The 16,197-nt window shown below is 42.3% G+C and carries 16 protein-coding genes; 10 read left to right on the plus strand and 6 right to left on the minus strand.

The annotated features are described in order from the left end of the window. The 3 genes from HYG93_RS12290 to gspF all read right to left on the minus strand — a co-directional run. The coding region (locus HYG93_RS12290) for an IS5 family transposase (protein ID WP_178962518.1) at positions 1 to 476 on the minus strand (476 nt) is incomplete at its 3' end. Positions 477 to 683: 207 nt separating this feature from the next. After that, entirely contained in the window at positions 684 to 1,121 is a 438-nt protein-coding gene (gene gspG, locus HYG93_RS12295; RefSeq protein WP_106985523.1) for a type II secretion system major pseudopilin GspG, read from the minus strand. A 38-nt stretch (positions 1,122 to 1,159) separates the two neighbouring features. Beyond that, positions 1,160 to 2,365 (minus strand): type II secretion system inner membrane protein GspF, encoded by a 1,206-nt coding sequence (gene gspF, locus HYG93_RS12300; RefSeq protein ID WP_106985524.1) that lies wholly within the window; start codon positions 2,363 to 2,365, stop codon positions 1,160 to 1,162. A gap of 151 nt (positions 2,366 to 2,516) precedes the next feature. Here gspF and HYG93_RS12305 point away from each other — a divergent pair, with 151 nt between their 5' ends. From HYG93_RS12305 to HYG93_RS12350, 10 genes are all read left to right on the plus strand, one after another. Continuing rightward, entirely contained in the window at positions 2,517 to 4,739 is a 2,223-nt protein-coding gene (locus tag HYG93_RS12305; RefSeq protein WP_117007864.1) for a primosomal protein N', read from the plus strand. A 59-nt stretch (positions 4,740 to 4,798) separates the two neighbouring features. Then, the gene (locus HYG93_RS12310) at positions 4,799 to 6,652 is read left to right on the plus strand and encodes a monovalent cation:proton antiporter-2 (CPA2) family protein (protein ID WP_106985526.1); all 1,854 of its coding nucleotides are present in this window, start codon (positions 4,799 to 4,801) and stop codon (positions 6,650 to 6,652) included. Positions 6,653 to 6,702: 50 nt separating this feature from the next. Then, complete coding sequence (locus HYG93_RS12315) at positions 6,703 to 7,578, plus strand: Hsp33 family molecular chaperone HslO (RefSeq protein ID WP_117007862.1); 876 nt, start codon at positions 6,703 to 6,705, stop codon at positions 7,576 to 7,578. A gap of 265 nt (positions 7,579 to 7,843) precedes the next feature. Then, complete coding sequence (locus HYG93_RS12320; protein ID WP_106985528.1) at positions 7,844 to 8,299, plus strand: DUF2147 domain-containing protein; 456 nt, start codon at positions 7,844 to 7,846, stop codon at positions 8,297 to 8,299. Between the two features lie 303 nt (positions 8,300 to 8,602). Continuing rightward, positions 8,603 to 9,067, plus strand: coding sequence for a DUF2147 domain-containing protein (locus tag HYG93_RS12325; protein WP_106985529.1), 465 nt, complete (start codon positions 8,603 to 8,605; stop codon positions 9,065 to 9,067). A gap of 180 nt (positions 9,068 to 9,247) precedes the next feature. Further along, positions 9,248 to 9,706 carry a DUF2147 domain-containing protein gene (locus tag HYG93_RS12330; RefSeq protein ID WP_106985530.1) on the plus strand — a complete coding sequence of 153 codons (459 nt, stop codon included), beginning with the start codon at positions 9,248 to 9,250 and terminating at the stop codon, positions 9,704 to 9,706. Between the two features lie 144 nt (positions 9,707 to 9,850). Further along, positions 9,851 to 10,810, plus strand: coding sequence for a DnaJ C-terminal domain-containing protein (locus tag HYG93_RS12335; protein WP_106985531.1), 960 nt, complete (start codon positions 9,851 to 9,853; stop codon positions 10,808 to 10,810). Positions 10,811 to 10,828: 18 nt separating this feature from the next. Next, positions 10,829 to 11,167, plus strand: coding sequence for a chaperone modulator CbpM (locus HYG93_RS12340; RefSeq protein ID WP_106985532.1), 339 nt, complete (start codon positions 10,829 to 10,831; stop codon positions 11,165 to 11,167). A gap of 74 nt (positions 11,168 to 11,241) precedes the next feature. Further along, a complete protein-coding gene (locus HYG93_RS12345) occupies positions 11,242 to 11,511 on the plus strand; it encodes a YdcH family protein (RefSeq protein WP_106985533.1) in 270 nt (89 codons plus the stop codon). Between the two features lie 156 nt (positions 11,512 to 11,667). Then, a complete protein-coding gene (locus HYG93_RS12350) occupies positions 11,668 to 12,117 on the plus strand; it encodes a DUF2147 domain-containing protein (protein WP_106985534.1) in 450 nt (149 codons plus the stop codon). Between the two features lie 58 nt (positions 12,118 to 12,175). Here HYG93_RS12350 and HYG93_RS12355 read toward each other — a convergent pair whose 3' ends face one another. The 3 genes from HYG93_RS12355 to rpsO all read right to left on the minus strand — a co-directional run bounded on the left by HYG93_RS12355 (position 12,176) and on the right by rpsO (position 16,139). Then, a complete protein-coding gene (locus HYG93_RS12355) occupies positions 12,176 to 13,420 on the minus strand; it encodes a magnesium transporter CorA family protein (RefSeq protein ID WP_106985535.1) in 1,245 nt (414 codons plus the stop codon). 90 nt (positions 13,421 to 13,510) lie between these two features. Beyond that, positions 13,511 to 15,598, minus strand: coding sequence for a polyribonucleotide nucleotidyltransferase (gene pnp, locus HYG93_RS12360; RefSeq protein ID WP_171356366.1), 2,088 nt, complete (start codon positions 15,596 to 15,598; stop codon positions 13,511 to 13,513). A 271-nt stretch (positions 15,599 to 15,869) separates the two neighbouring features. Continuing rightward, positions 15,870 to 16,139, minus strand: coding sequence for a 30S ribosomal protein S15 (gene rpsO, locus HYG93_RS12365; protein ID WP_005007057.1), 270 nt, complete (start codon positions 16,137 to 16,139; stop codon positions 15,870 to 15,872). Positions 16,140 to 16,197 lie beyond the last annotated feature (58 nt).

A 16,197-nucleotide genomic window follows, 5' to 3' on the forward strand; every position in this document is an offset into this window, starting at 1 on the left:
TGGAGAGTTTTAGCATCTATACCAATATGTAATTTACGCCATTGACGACGATATTCAGGCTGATGTTTCTTCCTTTTCCATTCACCTTCACCTAAAAACTTTAGACCGGTAGAGTCTACTAGCAAGTTAAGCCCACCACTGCTTTTTTGATAACTAATCGCAATATCAATATGTTTTTGTCTTCTGCAAAGCGTACTGTAATCTGGTGCTGTCCAATTTAATCCACAGAGTTTAATCAGACTTTGAACAAAACCTGTGACCATACGTAAAGAAAGGCGAAATAAAGATTTAATCATTAGACAGCATTGGATGGCTGTGTCGGAATAAGTTTGATTTCGTCCATGCTTGCCTTTTGGCTGCGCATACCATTGAGTCTTAGTGTCAAACCAAATTGAAATATTTCCTCGATTTATTAATGCTCGATTATAAGAAGACCAATTGGTGGTACGATAAATTTTAGGTGCAGGCTTGTTCATTTGGAAATTATATTGTGGAATAAGCCCTTAACGATAGGTTTGTGCAACAAAGCCAATCTCAACTAGAAGATATTATTTATTTCATTATTTTTCAATTACTTATATTATATTTAATAAAAAAGAATAATTATCGCTTTAGCCAGTATTGAAATAGCCAATGACGTAAAGCGATATATTCAATCACCATTACTTTATAATGATTCTCAATTAGTGCTGGTAATAAATATCAGCATCATTACCTTCACCACCAGACTGGCCATCTGCACCAAATGAGTACAAATCAAAAGGACGGCCTTCTGTCCCTGGAGCAACATATTGTACGTCATTGTCCCAGCTGTCTTTTGGATAGCCACCTTTGACATAGCCTCCTTGTAGCCAGTTTTTTGCAGACTCTGGCTTATTTACTAATGCCCCTAAACCACCATCTTGCATGGATGGGTATTTGCCATTGTCCATTTTGTACTGATCTAAAGCACCCGCTACACTTTTGAGTGTGATTTGTGTGGTATCTACTTTGGCTTTTTCACCACGACCCATCACGTTTGGTACGATTAAAGCCGCCAACACACCTAAAATCACAATAACAACCATCACTTCAATGAGGGTAAAGCCCGATTGTTTTGCGTTTAATCCTTTGCCTTGCATGTTATTACTCTCGTTTATCTCTTTTGGGTTCAACAGGGTTAAATCATATTATTCATATTCACAATCGGTAGCATGACCGCAATCACAATGACCAACACAATACTGGCCATGACCACCAACATCAGTGGCTCTAACAAAGCCAATAAGGTCGAAATTAAAGTGGTTACTTCACGGTCTTGCATAACAGAAGCCCGTTCTAACATGCGGTCCAATTCGCCTGAAGATTCACCACTTCGGATCATTTGTACCATCATTGGTGGGAAATAACCACTGCGCTCTAGTTGTGTTGCTAAGTTCCCACCTTCGGTGACTTTTTCAGCTGCAATATTCACTGAATCACGGATGACCCAATTGTTACTGACCGCCGCGCCAATTTTCAGCGCATCCACCAAAGGCACACCTGACTTGGTCAAAATAGATAAGGTACTGGCAAAGCGTGCAGCATTAATACCTTTAGACAGCTTGCCAAACAGGGGCATTTTTAAAGTAAACCGATCAAAAGCATAATGCCCAGCGTTAGTTTTTAAAAATCTGACTAACAACATAATACCGACTGTGGCACCAACCAATAAAAATGGCCAAGCCACACGTATAAAATCACTGGCCTTCATTAAGGCAATGGTAATCCACGGCAGTGCCGCTTTGTCTTGATCAAAGGTTTTTACAATGTCTGGCACCACATAGGTCATTAAACCCATCACAATCGCGAAAGACATCAACATTAAAATAATTGGGTAGATCATGGCCCCTTGAATCTTTTTTTGCATGGCAAAACGATTTTCGGTGTAATCTGCCAATTGATCTAAAATTAAATCCAAGTGCCCAGAACGCTCACCTGCAGCAATGGTGGCAATATAGAGTTCAGGGAAACGCCCAGACTGTTGCAAGGCTTGCGCTAAAGAATGCCCTTCTAGCACTTTTGAGCGCACGGACATTAAAAGGCTTTGCACATGTGCTTTTTCGCTTTGCTTGCCTACCGCTCGAATCGCTTCTTCTAAGGGAATAGCTGCCGCCACCAACACTGCCAATTGCCGCGTCATGAGTGCCAAGTCATAAGAAGTAATACTTTTTTGAAACCAGCGTGGCTGTGCATGTTTATCTTTTTGCTCAATCGGATCTACAGCAACGGGAATTAATGCTTTATCACGTAACTGTTGACGAATCTGACGCGCAGAATCACCTTCAAGCACACCTTTCTGTTGCTTGCCTGACGCATCTATGGCGGTAAACTGATATGCTGGCATTACAATGCTCTAATTTTCCAAAAAACCCTGTTAGCGCAGTTGCGCCCAACCCTCAAAATCATTCATATTCTTAGATATAAATTGTTTGATCACTCTAACACAACTGTTCTTACAGCACGACGAAATTTAATCAGGACCCGACCGCCTTTTTATGCAAGTTTCAGATCTCGCCCCCGCCCCTATCTTTCGTGTCCGTGTGGCCGTCCCTGTACATTTATATGACTGTTTTGATTACAGTCTAAGTGCAGAACTTTATCAACGCGCTGAAGTTGGCACGCGGGTTGCAGTGTCTTTTGGTCGGCAAAATCTGGTCGGCGTGATTATGGAAAAGCTCGCACCTGATGTGCCACTCAATCCAGATATCAAGCTCAAAGCCATTACAGAACTACTTGATGAACGCGCTATTTTAAATACCCAAAGTTTAAGTTTATTGACTTGGGCTGCGCAGTATTATCAATTCCCCATTGGCGAAGTGGTTCATAGTGCTCTTCCTACACTACTGCGCCAAGGTAAACCCTATAACTTGCTGGCACGGACATGGAAACTGTTAGATGCCGAAGCCGAACAAAAAGTAAAACGCTCTGAACGCCAGCAAGAAGCTTATAAAATCTTAAAACTACATCCTGCTGGCACATCCGAAAATGTGCTGAATTTAGCGGGTGTAGAAACTGCAACACTCAAAGCTTTAGAAAAAAAACAAATTTGTCGTTGCGAGTTAGAGGCGCAAGATTTTAGCCCAATGCCGATTCAAATGGCGCAAATGCCTCTGACGGCCAATCCAGAACAGCAGCATGCGATTGATAGCATTCTGAAGGCCCGCAAAAAATATCAAGCTTTTTTACTCGATGGCCTCACAGGTAGTGGTAAAACTGAAGTGTATTTGCAAGTCATGCAAGAGGTTTTAAAACAAGGCAAACAAGTACTGGTCTTGGTACCCGAAATTGGTCTGACACCACAAACCATTAGCCGTTTTCAGTCGCGCTTTCATTGCAATATTGTCTTGTTACATTCAGGCCTCAACGACAGTAAACGCTTACAAGCATGGCAGGCTGCCGAAACAGGCAAAGCCTCGATTATCTTAGGTACGCGCTCAGCCATTTTTAGCCCACTCCCTAACTTAGGTCTGATCGTGCTCGACGAAGAACATGATTTGTCTTTTAAGCAACAAGAAGGCTTTCGTTATCATGCTCGAGATGTAGCATTATATCGTGGCTATTTAGAGCAATGCCCTGTGGTGCTCGGCTCTGCCACGCCAAGTATTGAAAGCTATGCATTGGTGCAACATCAAAAGATGCAATGCTTGGAACTCAACCAGCGTGCAGGCACGGCACTCATGCCTAAAATCCACATTTTGGATTTAAAAATTGCCAAGAAGCAACATGGCATGAGTCAAGCTTTGCTCGATGAGATGAAAAAACGCCTCGATAAAAATGAGCAAGTCTTGGTGTTTTTAAACCGCCGTGGTTATGCGCCTGTGCTGATCTGTGAAAGCTGTGCATGGCAGGCCAAATGCCCACATTGTGATGCCAATTTTACCGTGCATCGTACTCCTTATCAGCATTTGCATTGCCATCACTGTGGTACGATTCATCGCATGCCTGACCACTGCCCACAGTGTGCACATACAGAACTTAAACCTTTGGGCTTAGGCACTGCCAAAGTTGAAGAACATTTAAATGAGCTATTTCCTGATTATGACGTCATTCGGGTCGATCGAGACTCCACCAGTCGCGTAGGTAGCTGGCAAAAAATTTATGACAAAATTCAGCAAAGCCAAGCATCTATTTTATTGGGTACACAAATGCTGGCCAAAGGTCATCATTTTCCTTATGTGACCCTTGTGGCTATTTTAGATATCGACTCAGGCTTATTGAGCGTCGATTTTCGGGCAACTGAGCGCACTGCTCAATTGGTCGTACAAGTAGCTGGGCGTGCTGGTCGTGGCGAGCGTAAAGGGGATGTATATTTACAAACCTTAAGACCTGATCACCCCCTATTAAACACCTTGGTCAAAGAAGACTACCGCCAGTTTGCCAAACAAACTTTACAAGAACGTGAAGCAGCACTCATGCCACCTTTTCGCTATGCAGCACTGGTGCGTTGTGAGTCCAAAAGCCAAGATCTGAACCGTGATTTTTTACAACAGCATGCAGCCTTACTTAGACAAAGTGCTGGCTTAAATGTCGATATTTGGGGCCCAATTCCAGCTCCCATGGAACGTAAAGCAGGCCGCTATCAATCACACATGGTGTTATTGTCACCAGATCGCGCCCGATTACATTTTTATATCCGAAATTGGTGGCAAAATATGTTGCATCAAAAGCCTTCTAGCATGAAATTAACCCTAGATATTGACCCACAAGAACTCAGTTAATTTGATGCTCCTGCTTCAAAGTGACCGCTTATATTGAATGATAAAACGAGGACAGCCTTATGTCATTACTGTTGCAAATCACCCTGTTTCTAGGAGCGTCTTTGCTCCTGGTGCCTTTGTTAAAAAGGCTGGGCATTGCAACAGTACTCGGCTATTTATTTACTGGCATTTTACTGGGGCCCAGTGTATTTAATCTGGCCAGCGACCCAGAAGCCATTCAGGAACTGGCTGAGTTTGGTGTTATTCTCTTAATGTTTATTATTGGCTTAGAGCTTCGCCCACAACGCCTATGGTCGATGCGCCAATCTATTTTTGGTATGGGAAGCCTACAAGTGGGCTTAACAGGTATCTGTTTAGCACTACTTAGCTTTGTGGCTTTACAACAAGGGATTGCCGCCAGCTTTGTGATTGGCTTTGCGCTAGCACTATCTTCTACCGCTTTTGTACTGCAACTTTTGACCGAAAAACAACAACTCAACACCACCTACGGTCAACAATCCTTTTCTATTTTACTGTTTCAAGATATGGCGGCTATTCCCCTACTGGCCATCATTCCAATGCTCGCGGGCACGCAATCGACACATCATGGGATTGCTTATTTTGCTGCCATTGTGGCGACCTTTAGTGGCTTGTTTTTATTTAGTCGCTATCTCATGCGTCCGTTTTTTCGTTTTGTGGCCAAAAGTGGCGCCCACGAACTCATTACCGCTGTGGGACTGTTTATTGTTTTGGCTGTTGTTGGCCTGATGGATGTATTGGGCATTAGCACCACACTCGGGGCATTTTTAACTGGCGTACTTCTCGCTGACTCTGAGTTCCGCCATGAACTTGAAGCCAGTATTGCGCCCTTTAAAGGATTATTGCTTGGTCTATTCTTTATGACCGTCGGCATGACCACACAATTATCGCTGTTTGTCGATGCACCATGGCTTATTATTGGTGGCGCACTCTGCCTGATGTTAGTCAAAATCATCACCCTCACAGGCGTTGCACGTTATTTAAAAAACTCATGGCAAAACAGCTTAATGCTCGCCACTTGCCTTGCTCAAGGGGGTGAATTTGCCTTTGTGGTATTGAGTGTAGCCCGCAGTGAACAAGTGGTGAGCCAAGCCATTGTAGAACCTGTGGTCTTGATGGTGACACTCTCGATGGTTCTCACGCCGATTGCCTACTGGCTGATGAACTCGGTCATCCTACCTCGCTTTAGCCACAGCAAAGTCGTGCCTGAATATGATGATATTCCAGACCAGCACCATCCCGTGATTATTGCGGGCTTTGGCCGTTTTGGCCAAATTATTGCGCGTATTGCACACATTCAACATTTGTCTTTTACTGCCATTGATAGCAATTTAGACAAAGTCGATTTTGTACGTAATTATGGTGGCCAGCTCTACTATGGCGATGCTGCCCAACCGGAAATTTTACGGGCTGCAGGCATTGAGCATGCACGGGTATTTGTGCTGGCCATTGACGACATTGAAGACTCCATGAATGTTGCGCGTCATATTCGCTTAAATTACCCCAACCTAAAAATGCTCGTCCGCGCCCGTGATCGACACCATGTGCACTTATTGCGTGATTTAGGTGTAGAGCATATCTGGCGTGAAACCTATTTATCATCGCTAGGAATGGCTTATCACATGCTCCGCGATGCTGGTATTAATGAAGACGATGCCTATAAAAGTATTGAGCTGTTCCGTGATTATGATGAAAAGCTGTTAGAGCAACAGCAACACATCTATACCGATGAACAAAAAATCTATGAAACACACCGTAATGCCCTTGCTGAACTAGAACATTTATTTGCCAGCGATGCTCAAATGCGCCAACCACCCGCAGGGGTTGATTTACAGCGTGGCTTGCAACGTAATCGAATTGATGTAGCCCGTGATGAAAAGGATGATCTGAAATGACTTGTGTTTTACAATATTGACACCATTAAAGCAGGGTTATGGAGAATTTTATGCCTGATTTACGTCAACGCTTTTTTATTGAAGACAGCCCTGTGCGTGGTGAAGTCGTTCATCTTGAAGATGCCCTACAAACCATTCTTGCACAACGTGACTATGCGCCTGCAATTAAAATTTTATTGGGTGAAATGCTCAGTGCAACGGCGCTATTGGCCAGCACTTTAAAAATTAAAGGCCGTATTAGCTTACAAATTCAAGCTGCAGGGACATTTAAATGGGGCATGGCAGAATGCAACCATTTAGGTGAAGTTCGCGCCTTGGCCGACTATGAAGAAGACCCACACTTCACACAAGCTACCGACAGTAGCGTAGTGCTCCAGACGTTGGTTAATCCCGTGTTATTCATTAACATTGAGCCTGAATTTGGCGAACGTTACCAAGGGATTGTTCCCCTCGACAAGCCAAACCTTGCAGGTTGTTTGATGCAGTACTACGATTTGTCTGCACAAATCCCAACACGTATTGTATTGGCAAGCAATCAACAACGCTCAGGTGGCCTACTCATTCAGCTCTTGCCACGTAATAGTGAAGAAGAGCAAAAACGTGTTGATGAAGATTTGTGGCCTCGTCTAACTATGCTGACTGAAACACTAAATGCAGATGAGCTCACCAACTTAGAAAGCACTGAAATCTTATATCGTTTATATAACGAAGAAGAAGTACGTTTACCTGAAGTTGAACTGCTTAAATTTGGTTGCACATGCTCTAAAGAACGCTGTTCAGATGCACTCAAACAAATTGGCGTAGATGCCGTACGTGAAACCTTAGAACACCAAAATCCAATTCAAATGGATTGCCAGTTCTGTAACAGCCACTACCAATTTTCTGCCGAAGAAGCACTGGGACTATTTGGCGAACATCTCAGCTAAATTCTGTCTGATCTAAAAGCGCCCTTAAGGGCGCTTTTTTTATGCCAAAGCCTATACTTTAAATACAACAACAGCCTCATGCCATGCACTAAAATATTGCAATTTTTATAACACTTAAAGCTTAGAAATCACTCAAAAAAAGCCGATAAACTGCTCTTGTTATTTACATTTGTTCTTGTACACTTTGCGCACACTGAAGGCAAAAATATAATTTCAACCTTCTTTGAATAATTAAAATGACGCTAATAAATAATGGATAATATAGATGAATAAGAAAATTATTTTGGGAGCTTTCGCTCTCTCAATAACCTGCTTTTTTCAAGTGCAGGCTGCCGATCTAGCAGGACGCTGGAAAACAATAGACGATAAAACTGGCTATGCACGTGCAGAAGTTCTCATTAGTAAACTCAAAGATGGTAGCTACACAGGTAAAATTGTGAAAGTCCATGCAATTCCCAACCGTACTGCGATCGACCATTGCGACAAATGTGAAGGCAAATTAAAAAACGCACCTTTAATTGGTCTGCCTATTTTCTCAGGCTTCCATCAAGATGATGAAAATAAAAATGAATACGTTAATGGTAAAGTCATTGATCCATTAACAGGTAATGTCTATCAAGGCAAAGGGCAACTTAATGCACGAGGCAATGTACTCACACTTCGTGGCTATTTAGGTACCACCTTATTGGGCCGTACAGTATCTTGGATCCGTATCGACTAAGACATCAGCTTCACACTGAATACTGGCATTATTTGTCTAATCAACTGACAAATAATGCCTCCCTTCCCCGCAACTGTCTCTCGTCATGCACGCCATAATGATAGTTCAACCAGCTCAATGTGATTAAGTTTTCACTTTCATATTCAGAGTGCAATATATTTAATAATTTATGTGAATTTATATTTTTTAATCACCTGATTTACCTAGTATTTCTTTGCTTATTTAAGCTATATTAAATCCATACTTTTTTTATGCCTATCTGCTTAGGCAGATTTTCTCCTTCCTAGTGTGGATTGTCCAATTATGAAAAAGCACCCCTTCACTGCACTCATTTTAGCATTTAGCTTTGTGGCAAGCGTACCTGCATGGGCAGCCACAAGCGACCCTTTGGTGGGGACATGGAAAACCATCGATGACCGCACGGGTTATTCGCTCTCAGATGTGATTATTCAAAAAAACAAAAACAATGAGTACAGCGCCAAAATTATTAATGTGCGTAGTGTGCCTGGTGCAGAAAGCATGACCACCTGCATCAAATGTACAGGCCCAGAAAAAAATCAACCTTTGGTGGGTTTAACAACACTCACGGGACTAACTACAGACCCACACAATGCCCTTGAGTTTAATGGTGGTCATCTCCTTGATCCCAAATCTGGCCAACGTTACCAAGCTCGTGCACGTTTAATGAGTAACGGTAAACATCTGATCATTCGCAGTAGCATGGAAGGTGCAGCTGTAGGCCGAAATATCACTTGGGTCAAAAACTAAACCAAAGCCCCTGTTAAAAGGGGCTTTTTTTCACCATTTTATTCCACACAATTTTAGATAGAGCCAGCATTTAGCCCATATAATGTGACACAGATAACAATATATCTGTTTGTTTTTTAAAAATTAAATTATTAGAATAACTACTCTAAAAAATACATAAAACTTAGATTAGGGATATCTATGGTTGCATATAAAAGTATATTCACTGCGCTCATTTTTTCTGTCATCAGTAGCCTCGGCTATGCCAGTGAAGATCCATTGGTCGGTAAATGGAAAACCATTGATGATCGGACTGGATATTCACGTGCTGATGTTGAAATTAAGAAAAAGCCTGACGGGACCTATGAAGGTATTATTGTAGAAACTCGTAATATCCCAGGCACCGACAAAATGGTGATCTGTAGTAATTGTCCAGGTCAATTAAAGGACAAACCATTTTTAGGCTTACCTTTCATTTGGGGGTTTAAAAACGATCCAGACAATCCTCTCGCTTATGTACAAGGGAAAGTCCTAGACCCCATTGGCGGTAAAATTTATAAAGGTAAAGCACGCTTAAATGCCTCAGGCAAACGCCTCACCATTCGTGGTTATGTCGGTGTATCTGTTATTGGTCGTAGTGTGACATGGATTAAATACTAAGCCTCTGCATACTTGAATCAAAGCCTCATTTTAGAGGCTTTTTTATTGTCATGATTTGAAACAATCTGCTGCAAATAAACACTGTTTCAGAAATATGAACGTCATACTATTGATTAAAATACAATCAATTTATAAACAACAAGTATGACGACAAAAGTCCCCAAAAATTATTATGAAATTCTGGGTGTAACACGAGAGGCTTCTGCGGAGCAGATCAAAAAAGCCTATCGTAAATTAGCTCGGAAATACCATCCCGATGTCAGCAAAGAGGATGATGCTGAAGCACGCATGCAAGAAGTTAATATTGCTTATGACACGCTCAGCGATGCAGAAAAAAAACAAGAATATGACTTCCAGTTAGATCACCCAAACTTTACCCATAGCAACGCCAACCAGACGCAAGGCAGTGACTTTACTGACTCTGCTTTTCATCATTATCGTAGCTCACAGCAGCAATCTGATTTTAGCGGTTTTGAGGATTTATTCGGTCGCTTTGGTTCAGGCTTTGGCGGTGGGCGAAATCATCAACATGATGGTGCAATGCGTTATAAAGGTGAAGATCAACATGCACGGATCGATCTAGAACTTCAGGTTGCCTATGATGGCAGTACCCAAAAATTCAGTTTACAAATTCCAAGCTATAACGCTTATGGTGAGCCGGAAGTTCAGCGTAAAACGCTTGAAGTTAAAATTCCAGCTGGGCTTAAAGATGGTCAACAAATTCGCCTGAATGGGCAAGGCCAGCAAGGCATAAATGGCGGTGAAAATGGCGATTTATATATCGAAGTTCACTACCCAGCTACGCATAGTTATCATGTTGATGGCGCTCATGTTTACTGTCATGTAGACATCAGTCCTTGGGAAGCAGCCTTAGGACAAAATATTCGGGTTAATCTTCCCAATGGACGTCATGTAGATGTCAACTTGCCAAAAAATGCCAAAACAGGCCAACAACTGCGACTGAAAGATCAAGGTATTCCATCCCAACCCGCAGGGCATTTATATTTAATCTTAAATATCGTGTTGCCCGTTGCGCAAACCGACCAACAATTACGTGCCTACCAAGATTTTGCTGAAGCATTTCATCAATTTAATCCTCGTTAGTGTTAAGGAGAAATCTCTATGACCACGATTCATTACCGCGAAGTGACCTGCAATGACAGTTCGCATATTGAAATTGTCGATGATCAACGTAGCTTCGACTTAAACCATTTTGCAGCTGCTTGTGGCCAAAGCCCAGAGTGGGTATTACAACTTTTAGAATACGATATTTTGAGCAATCGACCAGATGAACGCATTCATCAATTTTTTGGAGATGATATTTCGCGTGCGCGTCGTGCTTACCGTTTACAGCGTGACTTTAACGCCAGTTTTACCGCTGTAGCCATGATGCTTGACTTGATTGATGAAGTACAACAGCTACGCAAACAAGTCAAACAACAGCATTTGCACTCACATTAAGAGTGAAATGATGCGGCTAGCACAATCCGAAGCATAGCCTGTACTTTAATCAGCCAAGAGAACCATGCATCACCATGAAAATCAAAGACTGTAATAAAAAAGTAAAAAATATGTTCCCAGAATATCGAGAGCGTATCCAACAACTTCGGGAGGAAAACCCACATTTCGCCCAAATGTTTGAACAACATTGCGAGCTCGATCAATCTATTACCCAATTGGAATTAGATCCACTCAACCATTTGCATGAAGATATCGAAGCACTCAAGCGGAAAAAACTTAAACTGAAAGACGAAATGTATCGCTTACTGAAAGATGCTGTGCCGCAGCATCCGACTTCACCCTAGTTTTGGCGAGTGACGATATAGTGTGTCATACAGTAACACCCGTAAAAACACCTAGCTTACTTCGTGTCAGCGATTTAATAGTGAATTAAAAATAAGTTATGCAGGAGCACACCTGCAATGGAAATGCCATAACAACAAAGATGAATAGGGAAAATTATGATATTGAAACGTGTTCTATCTATCGCACTACTCGGTTTTTGTAGCACTCTGTATGCCAATGATATGGTTGGGGTTTGGAAAACCATTGATGAACAAACGGGCTACTCGCGTGCAGATGTCACCATCACTAAAAATAGCGATGGAAGCTATACAGGTAAAATTACTGCCATTCGACCACTGCCCTATAAAGCTCTCGTTGAAACTTGTGAAAAGTGTAAAGGCCCACTTAAAAATACCAAATTGGTGGGACTTGAAATATTAAAAGGATTTAAACAAAACCCACAACATGAAAATGAATTTGTGGGCGGGACTGTGCTCGATCCACTGTCTGGGAATGTCTACAAAGGCAAAGCTAAACTCAATCCGACTGGCAAGCGGCTCACAATGCGTGGCTATATTGGTGTCTCTGCACTCGGCCGAAGCACCACGTGGATTCGCGCAGAATAATCAACACAACCTTGGGTGAAACCTTAGCTTTCACCCAGCGTATAAACTGAAAGCAACTTTATTTTTTCACCGCCAGTTTTTCAATTTCCTTTAAAGTCTTTTTGGTTCCACTGACCGTTTGCTTAATTGGCTCATAATCCATAAACCACAGTAAATTTACGTGCTGGTCGGTTTGTTGTTGTGCCAACATATCTATTACACTTTTTTCTCCACGGCCAACCAAATGGCGACGGTAAAAATAATAAATAAGAATCAAGGTCGTCATCAGCATAATAGCCAACATGATCCAAAATCCTGTCGGAGATTTTAAGCCAGGAATAAACTCAAAGTTCATTCCATACACCCCTGTCAATAAAGTGAGTGGTGCAAATATGGCGGTAATGATGGCCAAAATACGCATGTTTTCATTGGTTTGATTGGCAATGGCTGAAAAATGTAAATCAATGGCCGCTTGAACTGCAGAGCGTAATCGAGTTGTATGCTTTTGAATTCGCTCCACGTGGCTACTTAAATCATCCACGCGTAGCAACATAATGTCTTGCTTTTCACTGCGCTTCTTACCTTTGAGATGTGAGTAATTATCAACAATTTCATCACGCAATTCTTGCAAGACTTCGATCTGCTCTTCACACAGGTTTTCAATTTGTTGAAAGGCCATATTTTCCTGCAAAAGCTGATGCCACTTAGTAAAGCGTCGATGACCTTGCAACAGCTCTTGTTGCCAAAATTCGACACGACGCGTTAATGGCACCCGTAAATCTAAATATCCATCTACCATGGTATTGAGCAAACGTAGGGCTAAATCAAGCGGTGTAATCGGGAGTTTTCGCGGTTTTTGATGTTCTTCGATCGGTCGCATCAACACCGTTTCAATACGTTGTACGTAGCTTTCAATTTCTTTATTGCCCTGTTCACGTACCGTCACCAAGATCTGTGGCGTCATTAAAAAGCTAATCGGTGTTGTGGCTAAGCCAAACAGGCGATCGTGCTTTTCCTTGCTAGGTGTATCCAATTTAATCTGATCATCTGGTGTAATCAGTTTACGGAAAATCAGTAAGTCATAATCGTCGAGGGCATCAAAGGCGCAAGGATGCTCTAAATTTAAAATATCACGCAAATGGTATTCATTCACCCACAGCTGAGTAAGTTGATAGAGCTCTTGTTGCCAATGCTCTGCCCGATTCACTAAATCCTCACGGGTAAAATCGAGCCAAATAAATTCAGCATCTTGATGCTCTAGCGCTGACTTTTGGACAAAGATATGTTGCCCTGTGGGGTGCTGATAAAAATAATAGCTTTGCATGTCTCAAATTATTATGGCTTTTCTTTATGACGCATCATGCCATAAAAAAAGCCCTCAATTGAGGGCTTTTTTGTTTAGAACATCACAAGATTAAGCTTGTTCGATGTCTTTCATTGTTAACTTGATACGACCACGGTTGTCGACATCAGCAACTTGAACTTTAATCTCTTGACCTTCTTTCAATACGTCTGCAACGTTTGCAATACGCTCGTTAGAAATTTGAGAGATGTGAAGCAAGCCGTCAGTACCTGGAAGGATGTTGACGAACGCACCGAATTCAACGATACGGATTACTTTACCAGTGTAGATTGTACCTGGTTCGATTTCAGCAGTAAGCGCTTGGATTTTCGCAACAGCAGCAGAAGCAGCCGCTTTAGTTTCACCAAATACGCGAACTGTACCGTTATCTTCGATATCGATTGCAGCTTTAGTTTCTTCAGTAATTGCACGGATTGTTGCGCCACCTTTACCAATCACATCACGGATTTTGTCCGGGTTGATGTTGATCACTTGGAATGTAGGCGCGTGCATAGAAATTTCAGGACGAGCGCGTGAAATTACTTGGTTCATTTCGTTCAGGATGTGCATACGGCCAGCATAAGCTTGGTTCAATGCAGTTTCCATGATCTCTTCAGTAATACCTTCGATCTTGATGTCCATTTGAAGCGCAGTAATACCGTTTGCAGAACCTGCTACTTTAAAGTCCATGTCGCCAAGGTGGTCTTCGTCTCCCAAGATGTCAGAAAGAACTGCGAAACGCTCGCCTTCTTTCACTAGACCCATTGCGATACCTGCAACTGGCGCTTTAAGTGGAACACCTGCATCCATAAGTGATAGAGAAGCACCACATACAGAAGCCATTGAAGATGAACCGTTAGATTCAGTGATGTCAGATACGATACGGATTACATACGGGAAGCGGTCAGCTGCAGGAAGAACGGCTTGAACACCACGACGTGCTAGACGACCGTGACCGATTTCACGACGTTTAGGACCTGATTCACGACCCGTTTCACCTACAGAGTATGCAGGGAAGTTGTAGTGCAACATGAAGTTATCAGTTTTCGTACCTGCAAGGGTATCAACCATTAACGCATCACGTGTATTACCCAAAGTTGTTGTTACCAACGCCTGAGTTTCACCACGTGTGAACAATGCAGAACCGTGAGCACGGTCTAATACGCCAACTTGTACGTCGATTGCACGAACAGTTTTTGTATCACGACCATCAATACGTGGCTTACCAGACAAGATGTTGTCACGTACTGTACGGTATTTAAGATCTTCGAATAATTCGTTCACTTCGTCAGCAATGCCAGTTTCGTCATTTTCAGGAACGAATTGAGCCAATGCTTCTTCAGACAATGCATCAAGCGCTGCATAACGTTCATGCTTAACAGCAATAGTATAAGCATCAGAAATTTTCGCTTCGAATGCGTCTTTCAGTTTGCCAAGAAGTTCTTCGTTTTTAACTGGAGCAACCCAAGTTGATTCAACTGCACCAGCAGCTGCAGCAAATTCTTTGATCGCTTGGATCGCGATTTGCATTTCGTCATGACCAAACAATACAGCGCCAAGCATTTGGTCTTCTGAAAGTTCTTTCGCTTCAGATTCAACCATAAGCACTGCAGATTCTGTACCTGCAACAACAAGGTCAAGATCAGATTCTTTTAACTGTTCGTGGTTTGGGTTAAGAATGTATTCGCCGTTGATTAAACCAACACGCGCACCACCGATAGGACCACGGAACGGCGTACCTGCGATAGAAAGCGCAGCAGATGTACCTAACATTGCAGCAATGTCAGCATCCATAGTTTTGTCAGAAGAAATAACAGTCGCTGTTACTTGGATTTCGTTGAAGTAACCTTCTGGGAACAACGGACGAATTGGACGGTCGATTAGACGTGAAATTAGAGTTTCAGCTTCAGACGCGCGGCCTTCACGCTTGCCATAACCACCAGGGATACGACCAGCTGCATATTGTTTTTCTTGGTAGTTAACAGTCAATGGGAAGAAGTCTTGACCTGCTTTTGCTTTTGGTTGAGCAACTACAGCAACAAGGACTTGTACGCCACCCATTGTAATCACAACAGTATTGGCTTGACGTGCAACACGGCCTGTTTCAAGCACTACATTGTGCTGACCAAATTGGAATTCTTTACGAATAATATTAAACATCGACATGTTTTATTTTTTCCTAGTTCTTGTGAACAATTATTCTAGTGGAGACCCCTAAGGTTTGGCATTCACTCAGCTAAACACTAGCCCGCAACATAAATGACAAAGCTTAGAAGCCGACCTCACTAGAGACATTAAATACACATTTAAGACACAAAGAAGGAGCGAATCATCGCCCCTTCCCCATTATCCAACCAAGGTTGGATAGACTTTAGATTTCAGTATTACGGCATTCGACATGCAATAGTCCGAAAATCAAAGTTTAATCGAATTAACGACGTAAACCTAAAGCAGCAATCAAAGCGCTGTAACGAGTAGCGTCTTTACCTTTAAGGTAGTCAAGAAGCTTACGACGTTGGTTAACCATACGGATAAGACCGCGACGGCTATGATGGTCGTGTTTGTGTTCTTTGAAGTGACCTTGCAAATCATTGATTTGAGCAGTTAAAAGAGCTACTTGAACTTCTGGTGAACCAGTGTCGTTTTCAGCGCGAGCGAATTTTGCAACGATCTCTGCGCGATCTGCGTTTGTTAAAGCCATTCGATTTCTCCGAGATGCTTAATAAGTTACTTTTGATACAAATCAAACTGATTCTTCA

Origin of the sequence: Acinetobacter sp. SwsAc6, from assembly GCF_013391565.1 — a bacterium.
Taxonomy (GTDB): domain Bacteria; phylum Pseudomonadota; class Gammaproteobacteria; order Pseudomonadales; family Moraxellaceae; genus Acinetobacter; species Acinetobacter cumulans.

Excerpts from the sequence above, each read along its gene's own strand:
- HYG93_RS12340 (WP_106985532.1), top strand. The coding sequence starts at position 10,829 with ATGACCACGATTCATTACCGCGAAGTGACCTGCAATGACAGTTCGCAT.
- HYG93_RS12355 (WP_106985535.1), bottom strand. The coding sequence starts at position 13,420 with ATGCAAAGCTATTATTTTTATCAGCACCCCACAGGGCAACATATCTTT.
- HYG93_RS12350 (WP_106985534.1), top strand. The coding sequence starts at position 11,668 with ATGATATTGAAACGTGTTCTATCTATCGCACTACTCGGTTTTTGTAGC.
- rpsO (WP_005007057.1), bottom strand. The coding sequence starts at position 16,139 with ATGGCTTTAACAAACGCAGATCGCGCAGAGATCGTTGCAAAATTCGCT.
- pnp (WP_171356366.1), bottom strand. The coding sequence starts at position 15,598 with ATGTTTAATATTATTCGTAAAGAATTCCAATTTGGTCAGCACAATGTA.
- HYG93_RS12325 (WP_106985529.1), top strand. The coding sequence starts at position 8,603 with ATGAAAAAGCACCCCTTCACTGCACTCATTTTAGCATTTAGCTTTGTG.
- HYG93_RS12345 (WP_106985533.1), top strand. The coding sequence starts at position 11,242 with ATGAAAATCAAAGACTGTAATAAAAAAGTAAAAAATATGTTCCCAGAA.
- HYG93_RS12310 (WP_106985526.1), top strand. The coding sequence starts at position 4,799 with ATGTCATTACTGTTGCAAATCACCCTGTTTCTAGGAGCGTCTTTGCTC.
- gspG (WP_106985523.1), bottom strand. The coding sequence starts at position 1,121 with ATGCAAGGCAAAGGATTAAACGCAAAACAATCGGGCTTTACCCTCATT.
- HYG93_RS12315 (WP_117007862.1), top strand. The coding sequence starts at position 6,703 with ATGCCTGATTTACGTCAACGCTTTTTTATTGAAGACAGCCCTGTGCGT.
- HYG93_RS12305 (WP_117007864.1), top strand. The coding sequence starts at position 2,517 with ATGCAAGTTTCAGATCTCGCCCCCGCCCCTATCTTTCGTGTCCGTGTG.
- gspF (WP_106985524.1), bottom strand. The coding sequence starts at position 2,365 with ATGCCAGCATATCAGTTTACCGCCATAGATGCGTCAGGCAAGCAACAG.
- HYG93_RS12330 (WP_106985530.1), top strand. The coding sequence starts at position 9,248 with ATGGTTGCATATAAAAGTATATTCACTGCGCTCATTTTTTCTGTCATC.
- HYG93_RS12335 (WP_106985531.1), top strand. The coding sequence starts at position 9,851 with ATGACGACAAAAGTCCCCAAAAATTATTATGAAATTCTGGGTGTAACA.
- HYG93_RS12320 (WP_106985528.1), top strand. The coding sequence starts at position 7,844 with ATGAATAAGAAAATTATTTTGGGAGCTTTCGCTCTCTCAATAACCTGC.